We start from the raw sequence: 18,470 nt of genomic DNA on the forward strand, positions 1-18,470 counted from the left end.
GCCATGGCCATCGGGGCGACTCCTATAATTTTTCTCTTTTGCCGTACGGACTGTGGCCGACGGTTCATCTCTACACATCCGGGAGCCCCTCTTGTCCTCGACCACCTCTTTTGACCGCACTCCGCTCGAGAACGAGCTGGCCGAACTGCTGGTGAGCGCCCTCAATCTTGAAGTGGCCGCCGAGTCCATCGACCCCGAGGCGCCGCTTTACGGCGACGGGCTGGGCCTGGACTCCATCGACATCCTCGAAGTGGCGCTGGAGATCTCGCGTCGCTACGGCTTCCAGCTGCGTTCGGACGACGAGCGCAACCAGCAGATCTTCGCCTCGCTGCGCGCGCTGGCGGCCCACGTCGCCGCCAACAAGGCCGGGTAAGGGGCATGCCCGCCTGGCGCATTGCGCTGATGCTGCTGGTGGGCGTGGCCTATGCCGGCGCCTCGCACTGGATGATGGTCTATCACGCGGCCGAGCCCTGGGCGGTGGTCGTCCTGCTGGCGCCGCTGTGGCTCACCGGCATGGGGCTGGCGGGCCAGCACCTGGGGCGTGCCGGCCTGGCTGTGGTGGCCGTGCTGGGCCTGGCCGGGCTGGCCCTGATCATGAGTGGCCATGCCGGTGATCCCAATCCGCTCTATGTGCTGCAGCACGTGGGCATCAACGCGCTGCTGGCCGGCTGGTTCGGTGGCACGTTGCGCGGGGGGCAGATCTCCTTGATCGGGCAGTTTGCGCAGCGCATCCACGCGCTCACGCCCGACATCCGGCACTACACGGCACGCGTGACGGCGGTGTGGACGGTGTACTTCTGCGTGGTTTGCGTGCTCTCGCTGGCCGTGTACCTGCTGCGGCCCTTCGAGGACTGGTCGCTGTTCTCGAACGTGATCACGCCCGTCGGCGTCGGCGCCCTGTTCGTCGGCGAATACCTGCTGCGCTACCGCCTGCATCCCGAGTTCGAGCGCGTGCGGCTGATCGATGCCGTTCGCGCCTTCTACGCGCCTGCCAAGCAATGAGCGTGTCCCACCTGCTCGGCCCGCGCGACCTGCGCGCGCCGCTGGCCTGGCGTCATGGCCGGCCGATCAGTGCACTGGCCTGGCTCGCCGATGTCGAGGCCGTCGCCGCCAAGCTTCCGGCCCAAGGCCCGGCCGTCAACCTGTGCGGCGACCGCTACCGCTTTTCGGTCGGGCTGGCGGCGGCGTTGCTGCGCGGCCACGCCAGCCTGCTGCCGCCCGATGCGCGCGAGGACACCCTGGCCCGCGTCTGCGCCGAGCATCCCGCGGCCTTCGCGCTGGTCGACCCCGGCGAGCCCTACGGTGCCGGACTCGCACAGCGCGTCGAGGTCGACGCCGATGGGGCGCGCACGCCGCTGGCCGCCATGCCCGACTGGGCGGCCATCGCGCTCGATCGCCACGCGGCCAGCCTGCTCACCTCGGGCTCCACCGGCGTGCCGCAGCCGCATGCCAAGACCTGGGGCACGCTGGTGGGCGACGTGGCCGCCGCGGTGCCGCGGCTGTGCCAATTGCTTGGCCTGTCATCGTTGGACGGCCTGACGCTGGTGGCCACCGTGCCGGTGCAGCACAGCTACGGCCTCGAGTCCTCGGCGCTGCTGGCCATGCTCGGCGGGCCGGCCTTCGAGGCCGGGCGGCCGTTCTATCCGGCCGACATCGTGCAGGCGCTGGAATCGGTGCCACGGCCGCGCGCGCTGGTCACCACGCCCTTCCACCTCAAGACGCTGCTGCAGTCCGGGCTGGCCGTGCCGCCGGTGGACATGGTGCTGTCCGCCACCGCGCCGCTGTCGCCGCAACTGGCAGCCCAGGCCGAGCGCGCCACGGGCGGCGTGATGGTCGAGATCTACGGCAGCACCGAGACCGGCCAGGTCGCCACCCGTTGCCCGGTGCGCAGCGAGGTGTGGGAGGTGATGGGCGACATCCGCGTGCAGGCCGAGACCGGCCCGGATGGTGCCGAGCGCTTCGTCTTCTCGGGCGACTTCATTCCCGCGCCCACGCCCATGGCCGACCTGCTGGAGCTGCTGGGCGATGGCCGCTTCCGCCTGCTGGGCCGGGCCAACGACCTGGTGCACGTGGCGGGCCGGCGGACGTCGCTGGGCCACCTCGACTTCCACCTCAACAGCATTCCCGGCGTCGAGGACGGCGCCTTCTGGCTGCCCGACGACGTCGCCGACGGCGTGGTGCGACCGGTGGCCTTCGTGGTGGCGCCCTCGGTGGATGCCGCGACGGTCATCGTCGGCCTGCGCGAGCGCGTCGAACCGGTGTTCGTCCCCCGCCGCGTGGTGCATGTGCAGGCGCTGCCGCGGGTGGGCACCGGCAAGTTGACGCGTCGTGAGCTGCGCGAATTCGCGCTCGCCCAACTGGCGGCGGACGGCAGCCCGGTGCGGCTGTCGCACCGCGTGCCCGAGGACCATCCCGCCTTTGCCGGCCATTTCCCCGGCCAGCCGCTGCTGCCGGGCGCCTTGTTGCTGGCCGAACTGCTGGAGGCGATGCGCGGCGTGCCGTCGCTGCGCGCGCGCCTGGGCGACGCGCCGATGCTGGCGGCGGCCAAGTTCCTGGCGCCGGTGCGTCCGGGCGCCGATCTGGTCTTCGACCTGCAGCCCGAGACGGGCGTGGCGGCCGGCATGCGCTTCGAGGTGCGCATGGGCGACACCGTGGCCGCCAGCGGACGCTGGCTGCCGGGCGATGGCGCCCGCACCGCAGGCGAAGCCGGAGGTTTGCAATGAGCGCCCTCGGCGACGACCTGCGCCCCGGCACCGACTGGGCCCGCGCGCCCGAGCGCAGCAACATCCTGGCGCTGCGCTTCATCTGCTGGATGGCGCTGCGCTGCGGCCGGCCGCTCACGCGGCTGATCCTGCATCCCATCACGCTGTACTTCCTGCTCTTCGCGCCCACGCCGCGTCGCCATGTGCGGCGCTACCTGACGCGGGCCATCGGGCCGAAGGCGGGCTGGCGCGACGGCTACCGGCTGCTGCACAACTTCGCGTCGACGGTGCTCGACCGGGTGTATTTCCTGCGCGCGCGCATGGCGCTCTTCGACGTGCAGGTGCAGGGCGGCGAAGCCGTGGAGGCCGATGTGCGCGCGGGTCGCGGCGCCTTCCTGGTCGGTGCGCACATCGGCAGCTTCGAGGCCCTGTCGGCCTGCCGTCAGCAGGCCGAGGCGCCGGTCGACCTGCGGCTGGCCATGCTGATGTACCCCGACAACGCACGCCGCATCAACGCCGTGCTCGAGGCCATCAGCCTGCCCGAATACCGGCCGCACATCATCGCCCTGGGCCGGCCCGCCGCCATGCTGGAAATGCGCGACTGGCTGGACAGCGGCCGCATGGCCGGCATGCTCGGCGACCGTACCCTGGCCGTGGGCGAGGACGACGGCGGCCAGCGCGGCAACCGCGTGCAGATCGACTTCCTGGGCCAGCCGGCCTGGTTCAACGACGGGCCCTTCCGCCTCGCCGCGCTGCTGCGCCGGCCGGCCGTGTTCATGGCGGGCCTGTACCTGGGCGGCAACCGCTACCGCGTGGTGTTCGAGCCGCTGGCCGATTTCTCGGCGCCGGCGGTGGAGAGTGGCGCCACCGATCCCGGTGCCCCGCCTCCGCGCCGCGCCCGCGGGCTCGATCCCGCCGAGCGGGAACGCCGCATCCGCGAAGCCCTCGAAGCCTATGTGCGGCGCCTGGAAGACCTGTGCCGCGCCCATCCCCACAACTGGTTCAACTTCCATGACTTCTGGCTCGAAGATTCGCCGCGTGCGTGAGGCCCTGGCCGGCGTGCGCCGCCTGCGCGCCGCGTTGCTGCTGGCCCTGGCCGGACTGCTTGCGGCACCTGCCTGGGCGTTCGACCTCCACGAGCTGATGGCCCTGCTGGCCCAGCGCCGCAGCGGCGAGGCCCGCTTCACCGAGCAGCGCTACGTGCGCGGCCTGGACGGCCCGCTCGACTCGGCCGGCGTGCTCAGCTTCACCGCGCCCGACAAGTTGGTGCGCCGCACGCTCACGCCGCGGCCGGAGTCGATGGAGGTGCAGGGCAACGTGCTGATCCTTTCGCGCGGCGGCCGCACCCGCACCCTGAGCCTGGATGCCATGCCCGAGCTGCAGGGCATGATGGAAGCCATGCGCGGCACCCTGAGCGGCAACGCGCCGGCGCTGCTGCGCTACTTCAAGGCCGACGTGAAGGGCGATGCCAAGGCCTGGACGCTCGATCTGTTGCCCACGCTGCCCGCGCTGGCCGCCCAGGTGCGCAGCCTGCGCCTGTCGGGCATCGGCAGCGACGTGCGCGGCATCGAGATGGAGTTCATCGGCGGCGACCGCTCGGTGATGAACATCGTGCCCGGGCCTGCCGGCTCATGAGCCGCCGTCCTCCTGCCGCGCCGGCCCAGGACGCCGGTCTCCCGACTGCGCGCCGTCTGGCCGTGGTGCTGCTGTGGCTGCTGGTCCTCGCGGCCGGTGTGGGCGTGATCGCCCGCTCCCGGATCGACGCCGACCTCTCGGCCTTCCTGCCCGCCCACCCCGATGCGCGTCAGCGCATGCTGATCGAGCAGATCCAGACGGGCGTGGCCTCGCGCACGCTGTTCATCGGCATCGAGGGCGGGCGTGACGAGGCGCAGCGCGCGGCCGTCTCGCGCGAGCTGGGCCAGCGCCTGCGCAAGAGCGGCCTGTTCGACCAGGTGCAGAACGGCGACCAGAGCGAGTGGCGCGACGCCGGCACCTGGGTCTTCGACCGGCGCTACCAGCTGTCGCCCGCGGTCACGCCCGAGCATTTCACGGTCGAGGGGCTGCGCAACGCCATCCTCGACACGCTCTCGCTGCTGGGCACCCCGGGCGGCAACGCCTTCAAGCCGCTGCTGGAGCGCGACCCCACGGGCGAATCCGCCCGCATGGCCGAGACGCTGATTCCGGCCACCGCGCCGCGCAGCGTCGACGGCGTGTGGGCCGCGCGCGAGGCGCCGCGCGCGCTGCTGCTGGCCAGCACCCGCGCCGCCGGCGGCGACCTGGACGCCCAGGCGCAGGCCATCGCCACCATCCAGGCCGACTTCGCCCAGGCGGCCGCGCAGGTCGGCGCCAGCGACACGCGCCTGCTGATGAGCGGCACGGCCGTGTTCTCGGTGCAGAGCCGGGACAGCATCAAGCGCGAGGCCGTCCACCTGGCGGTGGTGGGCGCCATCGTGGTCAGCGGCCTGCTGCTGCTGGCCTTCGGCGCGCTGCGGGCGCTGGCGATCGCGATGCTGCCCGTGGCCACGGGCGTGGTGGTGGGCACGGCCGCCGTCAGCCTGGTCTTCGGCGGCGTGCATGGCCTGACGCTGGGCTTCGGCAGCACCCTGATCGGCGAGACGGTGGACTACGCCATCTACTACCTGATCCAGGCCCGCCAGGTGGCGGGCGAGGGTCCGGCGCAGGCGGGCTGGCAGCGCTGGCGCGACCTGCACTGGCCCACGGTGCGCCTGGGTCTGCTGACCTCGGTGGCGGGCTTCGCGGCGCTGGTGTTCTCGGGCTTTCCGGGCCTGGCGCAGCTGGGCGTCTTCTCCATCGCCGGCCTGGTGGCCGCGGCCGTGGCGACGCGCTTCCTGCTGCCGGTGCTGGCGCCCCAGGGCGCCTCGGGCCGCGGCCTGCGCCGCTACATGGCGCACGCGGCCGGCGCCATCGTGCGCGCGCTGCCGCGTCTTCGCTTGCCGCTGATGGCCCTGGCCGTCGCCGGCTTCGCGCTGGTGCTGTGGCAGGGCGACCAGCTCTGGCGCGCCGGTCTCAGCTCGATGAGCCCGGTCTCGCGCGAATCGCAGGCGCTGGACGAGCAACTGCGCGGCGACATCGGCGCCAGCGACGGCGCCACGCTGGTGGTGGCCTATGGCGACACCGTCGAGGCGGCGCTGCGCCAGGCCGAGGCGGCCGGCGCGCGGCTCGACCCGCTGGTGGAGCGCGGCGCGCTGCTGGGCTACGACAGCGTAGCCCGCATCCTGCCCAGCCAGGCGCTGCAGATGCAGCGGCGCGAGGCCTTGCCCGACGCCACCACGCTGCGTGCCCGGCTCGAAGAGGCGACCGTTGGCCTGCCCATCGCGGCCGACCGCCTGGCACCTTTCGTGACCCAGGTCGAGGCGGCGCGCGCGGCGCCGCTGATCAGCCGCGAGGACGCACGCCAGGGGCCGCTCGGCGCCGTGGTCGACGCGCTGCTGTTCGAGCGGCCGGGTGGCGGCTGGGCCGCGATGATCTCGCTGCACCCCGGCCCGCAGTTCAAGCATGCGGACGTCGTCGCCGCCCTGCAGGGCTTGCCGGGCGTGTCGGTGGCCGAGGTCGGCGAGGAGCTGGGTGCGCTCTACAAGCGCTATCTGCACGAGGCCTTCGTGCAGGTGGGCCTGGGCGCACTGGCCGTGGTGCTGCTGCTGGGCGCCTGGCTGCGCTCGGGCCGGCGCCTGCTGGCCGTGTGCCAGCCGCTGGCCGCCGCCGTGGCGCTCACGCTTGGGGCGATGGCGGCCATGGGCATGGCGCTGTCCATCCTGCACCTGGTGGGCCTGCTGCTCGTGGTGGCCGTGGGCTCCAACTACGCGCTCTTCTTCGACCAGCTGCGCGAGACCGGCCATGCCGACGAGGACACGCTGGCCTCGCTGATGCTGGCCAACCTGACGACGGTGATCTCGTTCACGCTGATCGCCATCTCCGACATCCCTTCGCTGGCCTCCATCGGCCAGGTGGTGGCGCCCGGTGCACTGCTGGCGCTGTTGCTGTCGGCCGCCTTCGCACGGACGGCGAAGGCATGAGTGCCCTGGCTGGCCGCTGGCAGCCCACGCCCTTCCTCAAAGGCAGTGCGGTGCTGCATGCCGGCGCGCTGGGGGCGAGCCTGCTTGTGCCGGGTGCCTGGCCCTGGGCGCTGGGCGCGGTGGTGCTCAACCATGCGGCCATCACCGCCATCGGCCTGACGCCGCGCAGCCACTGGCTGGGCCAGAACACGCTGCGCCTGCCTGCCGCCGCCGAAGCGCGAAACGAAGTGGCGCTGACCATCGACGATGGGCCCGAGCCGGCGGTGACGCCGGCCGTGCTCGACCTGCTCGACGCCCACGGCCAGAAGGCCACCTTCTTCTGCATCGCCGAACGGGTGCAGGCGCATCCAGGCCTGGCGCGCGAGATCGTGGCCCGCGGCCACAGCATCCAGAACCACACGGCGCGGCACCGGCACAACTTCTCGATGCTCGGCCCGCGCGGTTTCCATGCCGAGATTGAACGCGCGCAGCAGATGATCGAGGCCGTCGTCGGCCAGCGGCCAAGCTGCTTCCGCGCGCCCGCCGGCCTGCGCAATCCCTTCCTCGCCCCGGTGCTGCATCGCCTGGGGCTGGAGCTGGTGAGCTGGACCCGCCGCGGCTTCGACACCCGCGAGCGCGACCCGGCCCGCGTGCTGGCACGCCTGACCCGCGGCCTGCGCGCCGGCGACATCCTGCTGCTGCACGATGGCCATGCGGCGCTGGCATCCAGCGGCCGGCCGGTGATCCTCGACGTGCTGCCGCCGCTGCTCGACCAGTTCTCGCGCCAGGGCCTGCGCGCCGTGACCTTGCCCCATGCGCTCGGCCATGCGTGAACCGCTCGGCGCACCAGACCTTCTACGCCTGTGCACCTCTCCAGCAAACGGAGAGGGCGCCATGACCCCAACGCATCCGTGACCTCGACCCCGCCTTCCTCCGACGCCGCGTGGCGCGAACTCCACGCCCGCGCCACCGAGCCCTACCGCCAGGGCGGCAACTTCGCCTGGCATTTCGCACGCGGCAAGCTCGGCCATGACCCGGTGTTCCGCGGCATCGTCGAGCGTGGCCTGATCGGCGAGGGCCGGCCGCGCATGCTCGACATCGGCTCGGGCCAGAGCCTGTTCGCCAACGTGCTGCACACGGCCCAGGCGGTGCGCGCCGAGGGCCGCTGGCCTGGCGCCTGGGCGCCGCTGCCCGCCGATGCCCGCTACACCGGCATCGAGCTGATGCCGCGCGACGTGGAGCGCGCGCAGCGCTCGGTCGGCCACATCCGGCCCACGCCCACCATCGTCTGCGGCAACATGTGCGAGGCCGACTTTCCGGCCTGCGACGTGGTTGTGATCCTCGACGTGCTGCACTACGTGGACCATGCCGCACAGGAAGGCGTGCTCGTGCGGGTGCGCGATGCGCTGGCCGCGGGTACCGCGGAGCGTGACGGCGTGCCCGGCCGGCTGCTGCTGCGCGTGGGCGATGCCGCGAGCCGCCGCGGCTTCGCCATCAGCCAGTGGGTGGACCGCACCGTGACGCGCATCCGCGGCCACAAGGTCTCGCCCACCTGGGGCCGCACGCTGGACGAGTGGATCGCGTTGCTGCAGCGCCTGGGCTTCGCGGTGCAGCCCATGCCCATGAGCCAGGGCACGCCCTTCGCCAATGTGCTGCTGATCTCGGACCTGCCATGACCGCGCCTGCCACCCTCGACCGCAGCGGCATCGCCGCGCGCATTCCCCATGCAGGCAGCATGTGCCTGCTCGACCGGCTCGAAGCCTGGGATGCGCAGTCCATCCATTGCACGACGGCCACCCATGCGGACCCGGCCAATCCGATGCGCACGGCCTCGGGCCTGCTCGCCCCCTGCGCCATCGAGTTCGCGGCGCAGGCCATGGCGCTGCACGGCGGCCTGCTGAGCACGGGTGACGGGCCGCCCGCGGCCGGCTACCTGGCCAGCACGCGCAACGTGCGCCTGCATCGTGCCCGCTTCGACGACGCCCCCGCGCCGTTGCACCTCCATGCCGAGCGCCTGTCCGGCGACGCGCAGCAGGTGCTCTATGCCTTCCGCGTGCTCGATGCCGACGGCCAGTCCGTCGCGGACGGGCGGGCGGTGGTCGTTCTCAACACGCCCTTGCCGGACGCCGCGCCCTGAGCGCCTGCCCGGCCATCACGACCGGTGTCCCTGACACCGTCACCGACGGAGGTACTTCCCCATGACCCTTCAGAACAAGCGCGCCCTCGTCACCGGTGCCAGCGGTGCCCTGGGCAGCGCCATCGCCGAGCGCTTGGCGCGCGACGGCGCCACCGTGCTGCTGCATGCCAACGGACGCCGCGACGCCATCGAGGCCCTGGCTGTGCGCATCGCCGCGGCCGGCGGCCAGGCCGAATGCCACGTCTTCGACCTGACCGACGACGAAGCCACGGCGGCCGCCTGCGCGCGCATGCTGGAGGGCGGGCCGGTGCAGGTGGTGGTCAACAACGCGGGCATCCACGACGACGCCGTGATGCCCGGCATGCGGCCCGATCAATGGCACCGCGTGATCGACGTATCGCTCAACGGCTTCTTCCGTGTCACCCAGCCACTGCTGCTGCCCATGCTGCGCACGCGCTGGGGCCGCATCCTCAACATCTCGTCCGTGGCCGCCATCATGGGCAACCGCGGCCAGGTCAACTACGCCGCGGCCAAGGGCGCGCTCAACAGCGCGACCAAGGCGCTGTCGATGGAAGTGGCCTCGCGCGGCGTGACCGTCAACGCCATCGCCCCGGGCATCATCGCCTCGCCCATGGCCGACGCCGCCTTCGACCCGGCGATGGTCAAGCAGATGGTGCCCGCGCAGCGCGCCGGCACACCCGAAGAGGTGGCTGCGCTGGCCGGCTTTCTGGCGAGCGCGGAGGCGGGGTACATCACGGGGCAGGTCATTTCGGTGAATGGCGGGATGGCCTGAAAGCCATCCGGGTCGGCTGAAAACAAAGCCGATCAGTCGCGCTATCACCGACCCAGCAGCCGGCGTGCGAGCAGGGTCTGCATGTCCCGCCGCCCGTCGGCGATCAGGTGGACCACGACCCGGTGGTCCAGCACCTGGTACACGATGCGATAGGGCTTGAACAGGACCTGCCGGTAGGCCTTGATGCCCAGGCTCAGCAGTTCTCTGGGGTGACTGCCGCGCTCCGGCATATGGGCCAGGCCGTCGAGGGTCGCTGTGATGCGGTCCAGCAGGCGACGGGCGTTGGCGACGCTGTCGGCTTCGGCCACGTAGTCGTAGAGCGATTCCAGGTCCTGCTCCGCACCGCGGGTCAGCAGGACCTGAAAGCCCTTCGGCTTGCGCGTCATTCGGTGCCGGAATGCTTGCTGCGAAGCCGCTGCACCACATCGGCCAGCGGCTTGAGGTGCCCGGCCTCCACATCCTGCTGGCCCAGGGCCAGCAGCTTGAGCAGGGCCAGGGTCTCCTGGGTCTCCTCGAAGGAGGCCACGTCCTGGATCACGGCGCGGGCCTCGCCGTTCTGGGTGATGACCAGAGGCTCGCGCCGCTGCGCGAGCGTGTCCAGCACTTCAGCTGCGTTGGCCTTGAGGTAGCTGATCGGTTTGACTTGCGTCGAATAGCGCATTCGCGGCTCCTGGGAAAGAGGACTGAATATAGACTTTTTCCAGTCCTTTCCAATCGGCCGCTCAGTGCGCAACCGTGAGCGACATCACGGTCAGTTGTCCGTCGACCATCTGTGCCGTGAAGCGCACCTTGTCGCCCGCCTTCACCTCCTTCAACAGCGCCGGGTCACGGACGCGGAAGACCATGGTCATCGCGCCCATGTCGAGGTTGGGGATGTCGCCGTGGCGCAAGGTCATGCGGCCCTGGGCGGCATCGACGCGGCGGACTTCGCCGTCGACCTGAGGCAGTGGCACATCGGTTTGCGCGAAGGCGGTGGGCAGGAAGACCGAGGCGGTCGTGGCCGGCAGCAGGGCGAGGAAGCTTCTCTTGTTCATGGGTGGGTCTTTCGAAATCGAATCTGTGGCTCTGTCATGCGCTGGGCGATGTCCGCCCTTCCGGTTCGGGGAAACGCCGGGCGCGGCAGAGTCGGGAAAGATGAGGGACGTGACGTACCGGCTTTCGTTGGCGTCGGCAATCGAGCCTCAGGCGGCGGTGCCCTTGTCAGTGATGGTCATGGCCACCGGGCTTACGGACGGAGGCGGGTGCGGCATCGGTCATGCCTGGAGCCACAGCGTCTGCCGGACCGGCTCGGCTCGCCGCAGAAGGCGCCTGGCCCGCATCGACCTCATGCGCCACGCTGCCGGCCGGATGCCTGAACCAGCCCGGGTCACGGAAGTCCCCGAGCGCCTGGTCGCGCCGCACCTTCAGCAACGTGAACATGCCGCCCATCTCGGCCGGACCGAAGGGGCCGCGGCCGGTCATCATGGGCAGGGTGTTGTCGGGCAGGGGCATCTGCATGGATCCCATCTCGGCCATGCCCTTGTCGCCCATCACCATGTAGTCGGGCACCAGCCGGCGGATGGTGTCGGCGACGCCGCGGTGGTCCACGCCGATCATGGTGGGCACGTCGTGGCCCATCGGGCCCATGGTGTGGTGGCTCTTGTGGCAGTGCAGGGCCCAGTCGCCTTCCTCGTCGGCGATGAACTCGATCTGGCGCATCTGGCCGACGGCGACGTCGGTGGTCACCTCGGGCCAGCGTGCGCTGCGTGGCACCGCGCCGCCATCGGTGCCCGTCACCTCGAATTCATGGCCGTGCACATGGATCGGATGGTTGGTCATGGTGAGGTTGCCCACGCGGATGCGCACCCGGTCGCCGCGCCTCACGCACAGCGGGTCGATGCCCGGGAAGACGCGGCTGTTGAAGGCCCAGGTGTTGAAGTCGGTCATGGTGTTGACCTTGGGCGTGGCGCTGCCGGGCTCGACGTCGAAGCTGCCGAGCAGAAAGCAGAAGTCGCGCTGCACGCGGGCGATCTGCGGATGGTTGCGCACCTTGGGGTGCGTCACCCAGAAGCCCATCATGCCCATGGCCATCTGCACCATCTCGTCCGCATGCGGGTGGTACATGAAGGTGCCGGGCCGGCGCGCGGTGAACTCGTAGACGAAGGTCTTGCCCGGTGGGATGTGCGGCTGCGTGATGCCGCCGACGCCGTCCATGCCGTTGGGAACGCGCTGTCCATGCCAATGGACCGTGGTGTGTTCGGGCAGCCGGTTGGTGACGAACAGGCGCACCCGGTCGCCTTCGACCACCTCGATGGTGGGCCCGGGGGACTGGCCGTTGTAGCCCCACATGTTGACCTTGAAGCCCGGTGCCATCTCGCGCACCACGGGCTCGGCGACGAGGTGGAACTCCTTGACGCCGTCCTTCATGCGCCAGGGCAGGCTCCAGCCGTTGAGGGTGACGACCGGGTCGTAGGGCCGGCCGTCGGGCGGCAGGAGCGGCGGGGCGGTGGCGGGGCCGGTCTGCTGCGCGGCCTCGGGCACGGCGGCCAGGGCGACGCGGCTGACGGCACCGGCGGCGGCGCCGGCCAGCATGCCGGAGAAGAAGTGTCGGCGGTCCATCAGTGGCCTCCTTCGTTCGTCGAGTTGGCGAGGGCTGCGCCTGTTCCGGCACCGCGCAGGGCCGAGAGGCCGGCGGGCGAACTGCCGGTCAGCGCCATCTGCAGATCCACCTCGGCGAGCCAGAAGTCGCGCTGGGCCTGCATGGCCGCATCCACCGTTCGCGCACTGGCGCGGGCTTCGGCCAGCAGCTGCCAGACGCTGGCACCCATGGCGTTGTAGCGCAGCACCATCTCGTCGCTGATCTGGCGCTGCAGCGGCAGCACCTCGGCCTGGTAGCGGTGCGCGATCTGCCACGCATGCCGGCGGGCGGCCTCGGCTTCGCGCACTTCGCTCGCTGCGGCCAGCGCCACGCCACGCACGCGGGCGGCGGCCTGCAGGTAACGTGCCTCGGCCTGCGCACTGCGCGCCTGGCCGAAGTCGAAGAGCGGGATCGGCAGGCCGATCTCCCAGCCGCGTTGCGTGCTGCGGCCGCGGTCGATGTCGTTGGTGAAGGTGGTGTTGCGCGCAACGCCCAGCTCCATGGCGTCGACGAAGCGGGTGGCGCGCGTCAGGCCCTGCGCTTCGGCCGTGGCTGCGGCGTCGGCGCGGGCGGCGCGGAGGTCCAGACGATCACGCAGGGCCTGCGCCTGCAGGTCGGCATCGGCGGGCAGCGAGGCGGGCAGGTCGGGCAGGCGGTCGGGCAGCGTGAGCCGCGCGGCCTGCGCGCCATCGAGCCCGAGCAGACGGACCAGGGCCTCACGGCTGGCGGTCGCGGCCTGCTCGGCGCGGGCCAACTGGGCCTGTGCGTCGGCCTGCTGCAATTGCTCGCGTGCGGCCTGCAGGGCGGGCCAGTTGCCGGCCTTCTGCATGCGCTGGGCCAGTGTCGCGCCGGCTTCGGCGGCATCGCGCACGTCGCGCAGGTACAGGGCGCTCTGCCGGTCCGCGACGGCGCGCAGCCAGGCACGGCGCGTGTCGGCCGCCAGCTGCAGGACCGCCTGCGCCGCATCGAGTCGGGCCGCCTCCTGCCGCTGGTCGGCCCAGCGGGCGCGCCACGGCAGGGTGAGCAGGCCCACCACGTTGAAGCTGATCAGCCGGTCCAGCTCCAGCTCGCGGCCCTCGCGCAGGCGGCTGAAGGAGAACACGGGGTTGGGCAGCGTGGCTGCTTCCGCCCGCTCGGCGTCGGACAACTGCAGGGCCGCGAAGGCGGCCTGCATGCGGGGGCTCTGGGCCAGGGCGATGCGCACGGCCGTCTGCTGGTCGAGCGGCCGGGCCAGCAGCGCCTCCGCCTGCGCCGCGGATGCGGTGTCGGGCCCACGCTGGGGCCGGGCGTCGCCGACGAGCGACCGGCCCTGCACCAGCGAAAGCGCCTGCGGTGCATCGCCCTCGGGCGACAGGCTGGCGCAGCCGGCGAGCAGCAGGGCGACGCCTGCCAGGGCCGTGCAGGACGCACGGCGCAACATGGCTGGCGGCGCCGCGATGGGAAGATGGGGAAACGGCGGCGCTTTGTCGTGACGGCGCCGCAGCGGCAGCCCGCGCACGCTGCGCGGGACGAGAGGGGTGGACAAGAGAACGCTCCTTGAAGCAATGCATCGGCACCGCGGCGCGTCAGGACGGCTGCGGCGGACGGACTACGGGCAGGACGTTCAGGAAATGGGCGGCTTGTCGGCCTGGGCGAGCAGGGCGCTTGCGAAGTGCGGGGCGCTGCTGCGGGGTTGCACGCGTGCGGGCGGCGCAACAGGGGCTGCCGGTGCCGCGTCGGTCATCGCCACCGAATGGCAGATCTGGCAGAGGCCGCAGTGGCCGTGGTCGTGCGCGGTGCCGCTGTCGTCGCCCTGGTGCGCCACGGACAGGGCGCTGGCGACGTGGGGCGATGCTTCTTGCATGCCGTGTCCCTCATCCGCGGCATGCTCATGGCAGTGCGCCGGGGGCTGCGCTGTGGCAGCCGCCATCGCCGGCATGTGTTGCGGCGCCGGCATCGGATTGGCCGCGTGGGCGGCATGTGTGGACGGCGCGGCGGGCGTGACCTCCACCGCCATGGCGCCACCGATCCAGCCACGCAAGGGCAGCAGGACGAGGGCAAGGACCAGGACGAAGAGGCGCACGGGCGGCATTCTAGGAGTGCACGCCAGCACGGGCCTTGACGCCCCGCAGGGCCGCTGCGCCGCTGCGGAGCCAGCCTTGCCCTCGCAGTCTCATGCACCATCGTCCGACATCGCGATGTGCACGCCGTCGCAGGCTTGGGTCACCCGGCAAGACGCTTGCCCTCCACCAATGAAAGGAACATTGCGATGACGCCCATCGACCACCAGGACTGCATCGACGTCTGCAACGCCTGTGCCGTGGCCTGCAGCCATTGCGCCGCGGCCTGCCTGCGCGAGCCCGATCCGGGCGCCATGGCCGGCTGCATCCGGCTCGACATGGACTGCGCCGCGGCCTGTCAGTTCGCGGCCGCGGCGCTGGCCCGCGGCAGCGAGCATGCGGCGGCCATCTGCGCGCTCTGCGCCCGCCTGTGCGATGCCTGCGCTGCCGAGTGCGCCCAGCACGAGGCTGACCACTGCCAGGCCTGTGCCACGGCCTGCCGCGACTGCGCCGACGCCTGCCGGGCCATGGCTGGCTGAGAACTTCCAGATCTGTCAGCGCCCGGGCAGACCGCGCAGCAGCCGCAGCCCGTTGGCCACCACCAGCAGGCTGGCACCCATGTCGGCGAACACGGCCATCCACATGGTGGCCTGCCCGGCGATGGCCAGCGCGAAGAACACGGCCTTGATGCCCAGGGCCAGCGTGATGTTCTGCCAGAGCAGCGCATGCGTGCGGCGCGACAGCGCCACGGTGTCGGCGATGCGGCCGAGGTCGTCGTTCATGATGACCACGTCGGCCGTCTCCATGGCAATGTCGGTGCCGGCAGCGCCCATGGCGAAACCGATGTCGGCCTGGGCCATGGCGGGCGCATCGTTGATGCCATCACCCGCCATCGCGATGACGCCGTGGCGCTGCTGCAGGTCGCGGATGGCGGCCAGTTTGTCCTGCGGCAGCAGGCCGCCGCGCGCGTCGGCAATGCCGACCTGCTCGGCCACGGCGCGGGCGGTGCTGGGGTTGTCGCCCGTCAGCATCACGGGGGTGACGCCCAGGCGTTTCAGGCGTGCCACCGCTTCCTTGGAGCCGGCCTTGAGCGTGTCCGCCACGGCGAAGACGCCGAGGACCGCATGTTCGCCGGCCAGCAGGGTCAGGGTGCGGCCCTGCGCCTCGTGCTCGGCCAGCAGGGCTTCCAGCGCCGGGCTGCACAGCCCCTGCTCCTCGATCAGGCGGTGGTTGGCGAGCACCAGCGGCAGTCCGTCGACCACGCCCCGGACGCCGCGTCCGGCGAGCGCTTCGAAGCTGTCGACGCCGGGTATCGCCTCGGTCGTGTTGAGGCCCTGGGCAATGGCGAGCGAGACCGGATGGTCCGAGCGGCCCGCCAGGGCCGAGGCGACGCGTTGCACCTGGGCCGGATCTGCATCGCCCCAGGCCTGCCAGTGCACCAGCACCGGCTTGCCCTGGGTCAGCGTGCCGGTCTTGTCGAGCGCGATGGCCCGGAGCCGCCGCGCGCCTTCGAGGTGCGTGCCGCCCTTGATGAGGATGCCGCGGCGCGCGGCCGCCGTCAGACCGCTGACCACGGTCACCGGCGTGGAGATCACCAGCGCGCACGGGCAGGCGATGACGAGCAGCACCAGCGCCTTGTAGATGGCGTCCAGCCAGGCCCAGTCCAGCAGCAGGGGCGGCAGCACGGCCACGGCCACGGCGGCGATGAAGACTGCCGGCGTGTAGATGGCGGCGAAGCGCTCGACGAAGCGTTGCGTGGGCGCCCGAGACTCCTGCGCCTTCTCGACGGCCTCGATGATGCGGTCCAGGGTGGTCTGGCCCGACACCGCCGTCACGCGCACCTGCAGCTCGCCGCCCTGGTTGACGGTGGCGGCGAACACCGGGTCGCCCACCGTCTTGTCGACCGGGATGCTTTCGCCGGTCACGCTCGCCTGGTCGATGGTGCTGCGGCCGGCGCTCACCTGGCCGTCCAGCGGCACGCGCTCGCCGGGGCGGATGCGCACGATGGCATCCAGGGTCACGCTGGTGGCGGGCACGCGCTGCCAGCTGCCGTCGGCGGCCTGCACCTCGGCCTCGTCCGGCGCCAGGGCCATGAGGCCCGAGATGGCGTTGCGCGCGCGGTCGGCCGCCTTGTGCTCGATCAGTTCGGCGAGCGCATATAGCGCCATCACCATGGCCGCCTCGGGCCATTGGCCGATCAGGAAGGCGCCCGTCACCGCCACGGCCATGAGCGTGTCGATGCCCAGGCGTCCACGCAGCAGGGCGCGCAGGCCACTCAGGTATATGCCGGTGCCGGCCAGCGCGATGGCCCCGGCGGCCAGCGCCATGCCGGCGATCCGCCACGCCGGGGCTTCGGGCAGCAACAGGTGGCTCAGCTCGGCCGCGATGGCGACGCCGAGGGCAGCGGCGATGCGGGCTGGACCGGGCAGGGGGCCGTGGTCGTGCCCATCACCGGCCTCGTGTGCATGCGTGTGCGCGTGGGCACTGTCATGGTCGTGCGCGTGACCATCGCCGTGACCGTGGTCGGCTTGGCGGTGAGACGGGGATGTGGCGGCGACCGCAGGCGCGGGGGCGCCGCATCCGCAGCCGGTACCGCAAACCGCGGCAATGCGCAGCGTGCGCGGCGCCGCAGGCGGGGCGACCGGCTCGGTGGCGTGGGTGTGCGGCGTGCGGTGGCGGTGCGCCGGCTCGCCGGCGAGGGAGGGGGAAGGGCGGCTCGTCATCGGGTTTTCGCTTTCGTGCCAGCATTGAAAACCTTCAAGCCACTTCAAGGTCAAGCATGCCTTCTGCAAGCCCCCACCTGCGCATCGGCGAGGCAGCCAGTCGCTCGGGCGTCAGCGCCGCCAACATCCGCTACTACGAAAAGGAAGGCCTGCTCGGCGCGGAGCAGCGGGCCGACAACGGCTACCGGCTCTACAGCGCCGACGACGTGCACCGCCTGCGCTTCATCCGCATGTGCCGGGCCATGGACATGTCGCTGGACGAGGTGCGTGCCCTGCTGTCGCTGGACCTGCGCAGCAAGGCCGACTGCAGCGCGGCCTGCGAGGTGCTCAATGCGCACCTGGGGCATGTGCGCGAGCGCATCGCGGAGCTTCGATCGTTGGAGCAGGACCTGAAGACGCTGCGCGACCGCTGCGACGGGCAGGACAGTTACTGCCACACCATCGAGGCGCTGCATGCGCGTGCGGATGCGCAGACCGCCGAAGGCACCGCCACGCAGGCCGGGCCTCGGCGCCATGTATGAGCGGTGAGCGGAAGTCCGGCTAGTGCTTGTAGCCCAGGGCGGTTGCGGGGGCGGGCCGGGTGAAGGGCCGTTGTGCCAACTCCGCGCTGGGCCGGGGCTCGACACGCGCCACTGGCGGCTCCATCCCGGATAGCTCTGCCAAGCGCCGATCGGCCTCGCGCCTCAGTGCGGAGATCCGGGCCATGGCCTCTGCCTTGACGATCCGCCGACCCCCCTGCGTGCTTTGCTGCAACTGGTGGATGGCTTCGTACGTGTCGCGCTCGGCCCGCATCCATGCTGCGAATCGGGGGTCGGGTGTGTCGGTCATGGTGGCTTGTGTCGGTCCTGGGTCTGCACGCGTTCGTCCAGCTCAAGGTCGGCAGTGTGAGGGCCGGCCGGACCTTTGCTCGTAGGACAAGCCTTGGGGCGCCGGTAGGTCGAGGCTCCCGAACCTCCTCATGGCGCCCGGCTGGTTGCGAGGCAGCGGGCAGCCTTTCACTTGCGCCAGCGCCCTGAAAGGCCGCGGCGCCGAAGAGGTGGTTTCGCGCTGCGAGGCGTGCGCGTCATGCGTTGGGCCGTTGATCGGCCGTGTGGTCGGCGTCGACAGATCGAGGCCGGCCGCACGCCGGTGCGTGTGCCTGCCCGATGTGCGTGGGATCGGCGTCGGCTGACTTCATGTACCGCTGTAAGGTGCGCGGATGCACGCCCATGCGCTGCGCGACCTGCTCCAGGGGCTCGTGCTGCAGCTCGAGCAGCAGCGCGTCGAGCTGATCGTCGGAGAGGGCGCGAGGCCGGCCGACATGGCTGCCGCGGCTCTTGGCGGAAGCCATGCCGGCCTTGGTGCGTTCGCTGATGAGGGAGCGCTCGAACTCGGCGAGGGCACCCATCATGTGAAAGACGAGCATGCCGCCCGGGGTGCCGGTGTCGATGCACTCGGACAGCGAGG

21 protein-coding genes are annotated in these 18,470 nt (G+C 71.7%); 12 read left to right on the top strand and 9 right to left on the bottom strand.

What is annotated here, in order from left to right; translation table 11 throughout:
- The first annotated feature begins 91 nt into the window (after positions 1 to 91).
- From L0984_RS25600 to fabG, 10 genes are all read left to right on the top strand, one after another.
- On the top strand, positions 92 to 373 hold the full coding sequence (locus L0984_RS25600; RefSeq protein ID WP_234197161.1) for a phosphopantetheine-binding protein: 282 nt from the start codon (positions 92 to 94) through the stop codon (positions 371 to 373).
- A gap of 5 nt (positions 374 to 378) precedes the next feature.
- Complete coding sequence (locus L0984_RS25605) at positions 379 to 1,002, top strand: hypothetical protein (protein WP_234197162.1); 624 nt, start codon at positions 379 to 381, stop codon at positions 1,000 to 1,002.
- Entirely contained in the window at positions 999 to 2,723 is a 1,725-nt protein-coding gene (locus L0984_RS29900; RefSeq protein ID WP_305079924.1) for an AMP-binding protein, read from the top strand. The genes L0984_RS25605 and L0984_RS29900 overlap by 4 nt, the downstream gene beginning before the upstream one ends.
- Positions 2,720 to 3,748, top strand: a complete 1,029-nt coding sequence (locus L0984_RS25620) for an acyl-CoA synthetase (RefSeq protein WP_234197163.1) — start codon at positions 2,720 to 2,722, stop codon at positions 3,746 to 3,748. Before L0984_RS29900 ends, L0984_RS25620 begins: the two co-directional genes overlap by 4 nt.
- The gene (locus L0984_RS25625) at positions 3,714 to 4,337 is read left to right on the top strand and encodes an outer membrane lipoprotein carrier protein LolA (RefSeq protein WP_234197164.1); all 624 of its coding nucleotides are present in this window, start codon (positions 3,714 to 3,716) and stop codon (positions 4,335 to 4,337) included. The genes L0984_RS25620 and L0984_RS25625 overlap by 35 nt, the downstream gene beginning before the upstream one ends.
- The gene (locus L0984_RS25630; RefSeq protein ID WP_234197165.1) at positions 4,334 to 6,736 is read left to right on the top strand and encodes an MMPL family transporter; all 2,403 of its coding nucleotides are present in this window, start codon (positions 4,334 to 4,336) and stop codon (positions 6,734 to 6,736) included. Before L0984_RS25625 ends, L0984_RS25630 begins: the two co-directional genes overlap by 4 nt.
- On the top strand, positions 6,733 to 7,548 hold the full coding sequence (locus L0984_RS25635; RefSeq protein WP_234197166.1) for a polysaccharide deacetylase family protein: 816 nt from the start codon (positions 6,733 to 6,735) through the stop codon (positions 7,546 to 7,548). Before L0984_RS25630 ends, L0984_RS25635 begins: the two co-directional genes overlap by 4 nt.
- A gap of 78 nt (positions 7,549 to 7,626) precedes the next feature.
- Positions 7,627 to 8,391, top strand: coding sequence for a class I SAM-dependent methyltransferase (locus L0984_RS25640; protein ID WP_234197167.1), 765 nt, complete (start codon positions 7,627 to 7,629; stop codon positions 8,389 to 8,391).
- Entirely contained in the window at positions 8,388 to 8,852 is a 465-nt protein-coding gene (locus tag L0984_RS25645) for a hydroxymyristoyl-ACP dehydratase (RefSeq protein WP_234197168.1), read from the top strand. The genes L0984_RS25640 and L0984_RS25645 overlap by 4 nt, the downstream gene beginning before the upstream one ends.
- A gap of 61 nt (positions 8,853 to 8,913) precedes the next feature.
- Positions 8,914 to 9,645 (top strand): 3-oxoacyl-ACP reductase FabG, encoded by a 732-nt coding sequence (fabG, locus tag L0984_RS25650; protein ID WP_234197169.1) that lies wholly within the window; start codon positions 8,914 to 8,916, stop codon positions 9,643 to 9,645.
- Positions 9,646 to 9,689: 44 nt separating this feature from the next.
- Here fabG and L0984_RS25655 read toward each other — a convergent pair whose 3' ends face one another.
- The 6 genes from L0984_RS25655 to L0984_RS25680 all read right to left on the bottom strand — a co-directional run bounded on the left by L0984_RS25655 (position 9,690) and on the right by L0984_RS25680 (position 14,333).
- Positions 9,690 to 10,031 (bottom strand): type II toxin-antitoxin system RelE/ParE family toxin, encoded by a 342-nt coding sequence (locus tag L0984_RS25655; protein ID WP_234197170.1) that lies wholly within the window; start codon positions 10,029 to 10,031, stop codon positions 9,690 to 9,692.
- Positions 10,028 to 10,306 carry a type II toxin-antitoxin system Phd/YefM family antitoxin gene (locus L0984_RS25660; protein WP_234197171.1) on the bottom strand — a complete coding sequence of 93 codons (279 nt, stop codon included), beginning with the start codon at positions 10,304 to 10,306 and terminating at the stop codon, positions 10,028 to 10,030. Before L0984_RS25660 ends, L0984_RS25655 begins: the two co-directional genes overlap by 4 nt.
- Positions 10,307 to 10,367: 61 nt before the next feature.
- Positions 10,368 to 10,679, bottom strand: coding sequence for a copper-binding protein (locus tag L0984_RS25665; protein WP_234197173.1), 312 nt, complete (start codon positions 10,677 to 10,679; stop codon positions 10,368 to 10,370).
- A 166-nt stretch (positions 10,680 to 10,845) separates the two neighbouring features.
- Positions 10,846 to 12,243: a multicopper oxidase family protein gene (locus L0984_RS25670; RefSeq protein WP_234197174.1), complete on the bottom strand. Its 1,398-nt coding sequence runs from the start codon at positions 12,241 to 12,243 to the stop codon at positions 10,846 to 10,848.
- Positions 12,243 to 13,787, bottom strand: coding sequence for a TolC family protein (locus L0984_RS25675; RefSeq protein WP_234197175.1), 1,545 nt, complete (start codon positions 13,785 to 13,787; stop codon positions 12,243 to 12,245). The genes L0984_RS25670 and L0984_RS25675 overlap by 1 nt, the downstream gene beginning before the upstream one ends.
- Positions 13,788 to 13,865: 78 nt before the next feature.
- Positions 13,866 to 14,333 carry a hypothetical protein gene (locus L0984_RS25680; RefSeq protein ID WP_234197177.1) on the bottom strand — a complete coding sequence of 156 codons (468 nt, stop codon included), beginning with the start codon at positions 14,331 to 14,333 and terminating at the stop codon, positions 13,866 to 13,868.
- Between the two features lie 177 nt (positions 14,334 to 14,510).
- Between L0984_RS25680 and L0984_RS25685 the strand changes: the two genes are divergently transcribed.
- Positions 14,511 to 14,840 (top strand): four-helix bundle copper-binding protein, encoded by a 330-nt coding sequence (locus L0984_RS25685; RefSeq protein ID WP_234197179.1) that lies wholly within the window; start codon positions 14,511 to 14,513, stop codon positions 14,838 to 14,840.
- Between the two features lie 15 nt (positions 14,841 to 14,855).
- On the opposite strand, the gene L0984_RS25690 is transcribed toward L0984_RS25685, so the two are convergent.
- Entirely contained in the window at positions 14,856 to 17,024 is a 2,169-nt protein-coding gene (locus tag L0984_RS25690; protein WP_234197180.1) for a heavy metal translocating P-type ATPase, read from the bottom strand.
- A 56-nt stretch (positions 17,025 to 17,080) separates the two neighbouring features.
- On the opposite strand from L0984_RS25690, the gene L0984_RS25695 reads away from it, so the two are divergent.
- Positions 17,081 to 17,545 (top strand): Cd(II)/Pb(II)-responsive transcriptional regulator, encoded by a 465-nt coding sequence (locus tag L0984_RS25695; protein ID WP_234197181.1) that lies wholly within the window; start codon positions 17,081 to 17,083, stop codon positions 17,543 to 17,545.
- 19 nt (positions 17,546 to 17,564) lie between these two features.
- Here the strand turns inward: L0984_RS25695 and L0984_RS25700 are convergent, their stop codons facing one another.
- Together L0984_RS25700 and L0984_RS25705 are read right to left on the bottom strand one after the other, a co-directional pair.
- Positions 17,565 to 17,852 carry a hypothetical protein gene (locus L0984_RS25700; protein ID WP_234197183.1) on the bottom strand — a complete coding sequence of 96 codons (288 nt, stop codon included), beginning with the start codon at positions 17,850 to 17,852 and terminating at the stop codon, positions 17,565 to 17,567.
- Between the two features lie 235 nt (positions 17,853 to 18,087).
- A partial coding sequence (locus L0984_RS25705; RefSeq protein ID WP_234197185.1) for a recombinase family protein occupies positions 18,088 to 18,470 on the bottom strand: 383 nt, incomplete at its 5' end.

This window comes from Pseudacidovorax sp. NFM-22, assembly GCF_021401245.1.
GTDB lineage: Bacteria > Pseudomonadota > Gammaproteobacteria > Burkholderiales > Burkholderiaceae_C > Xenophilus.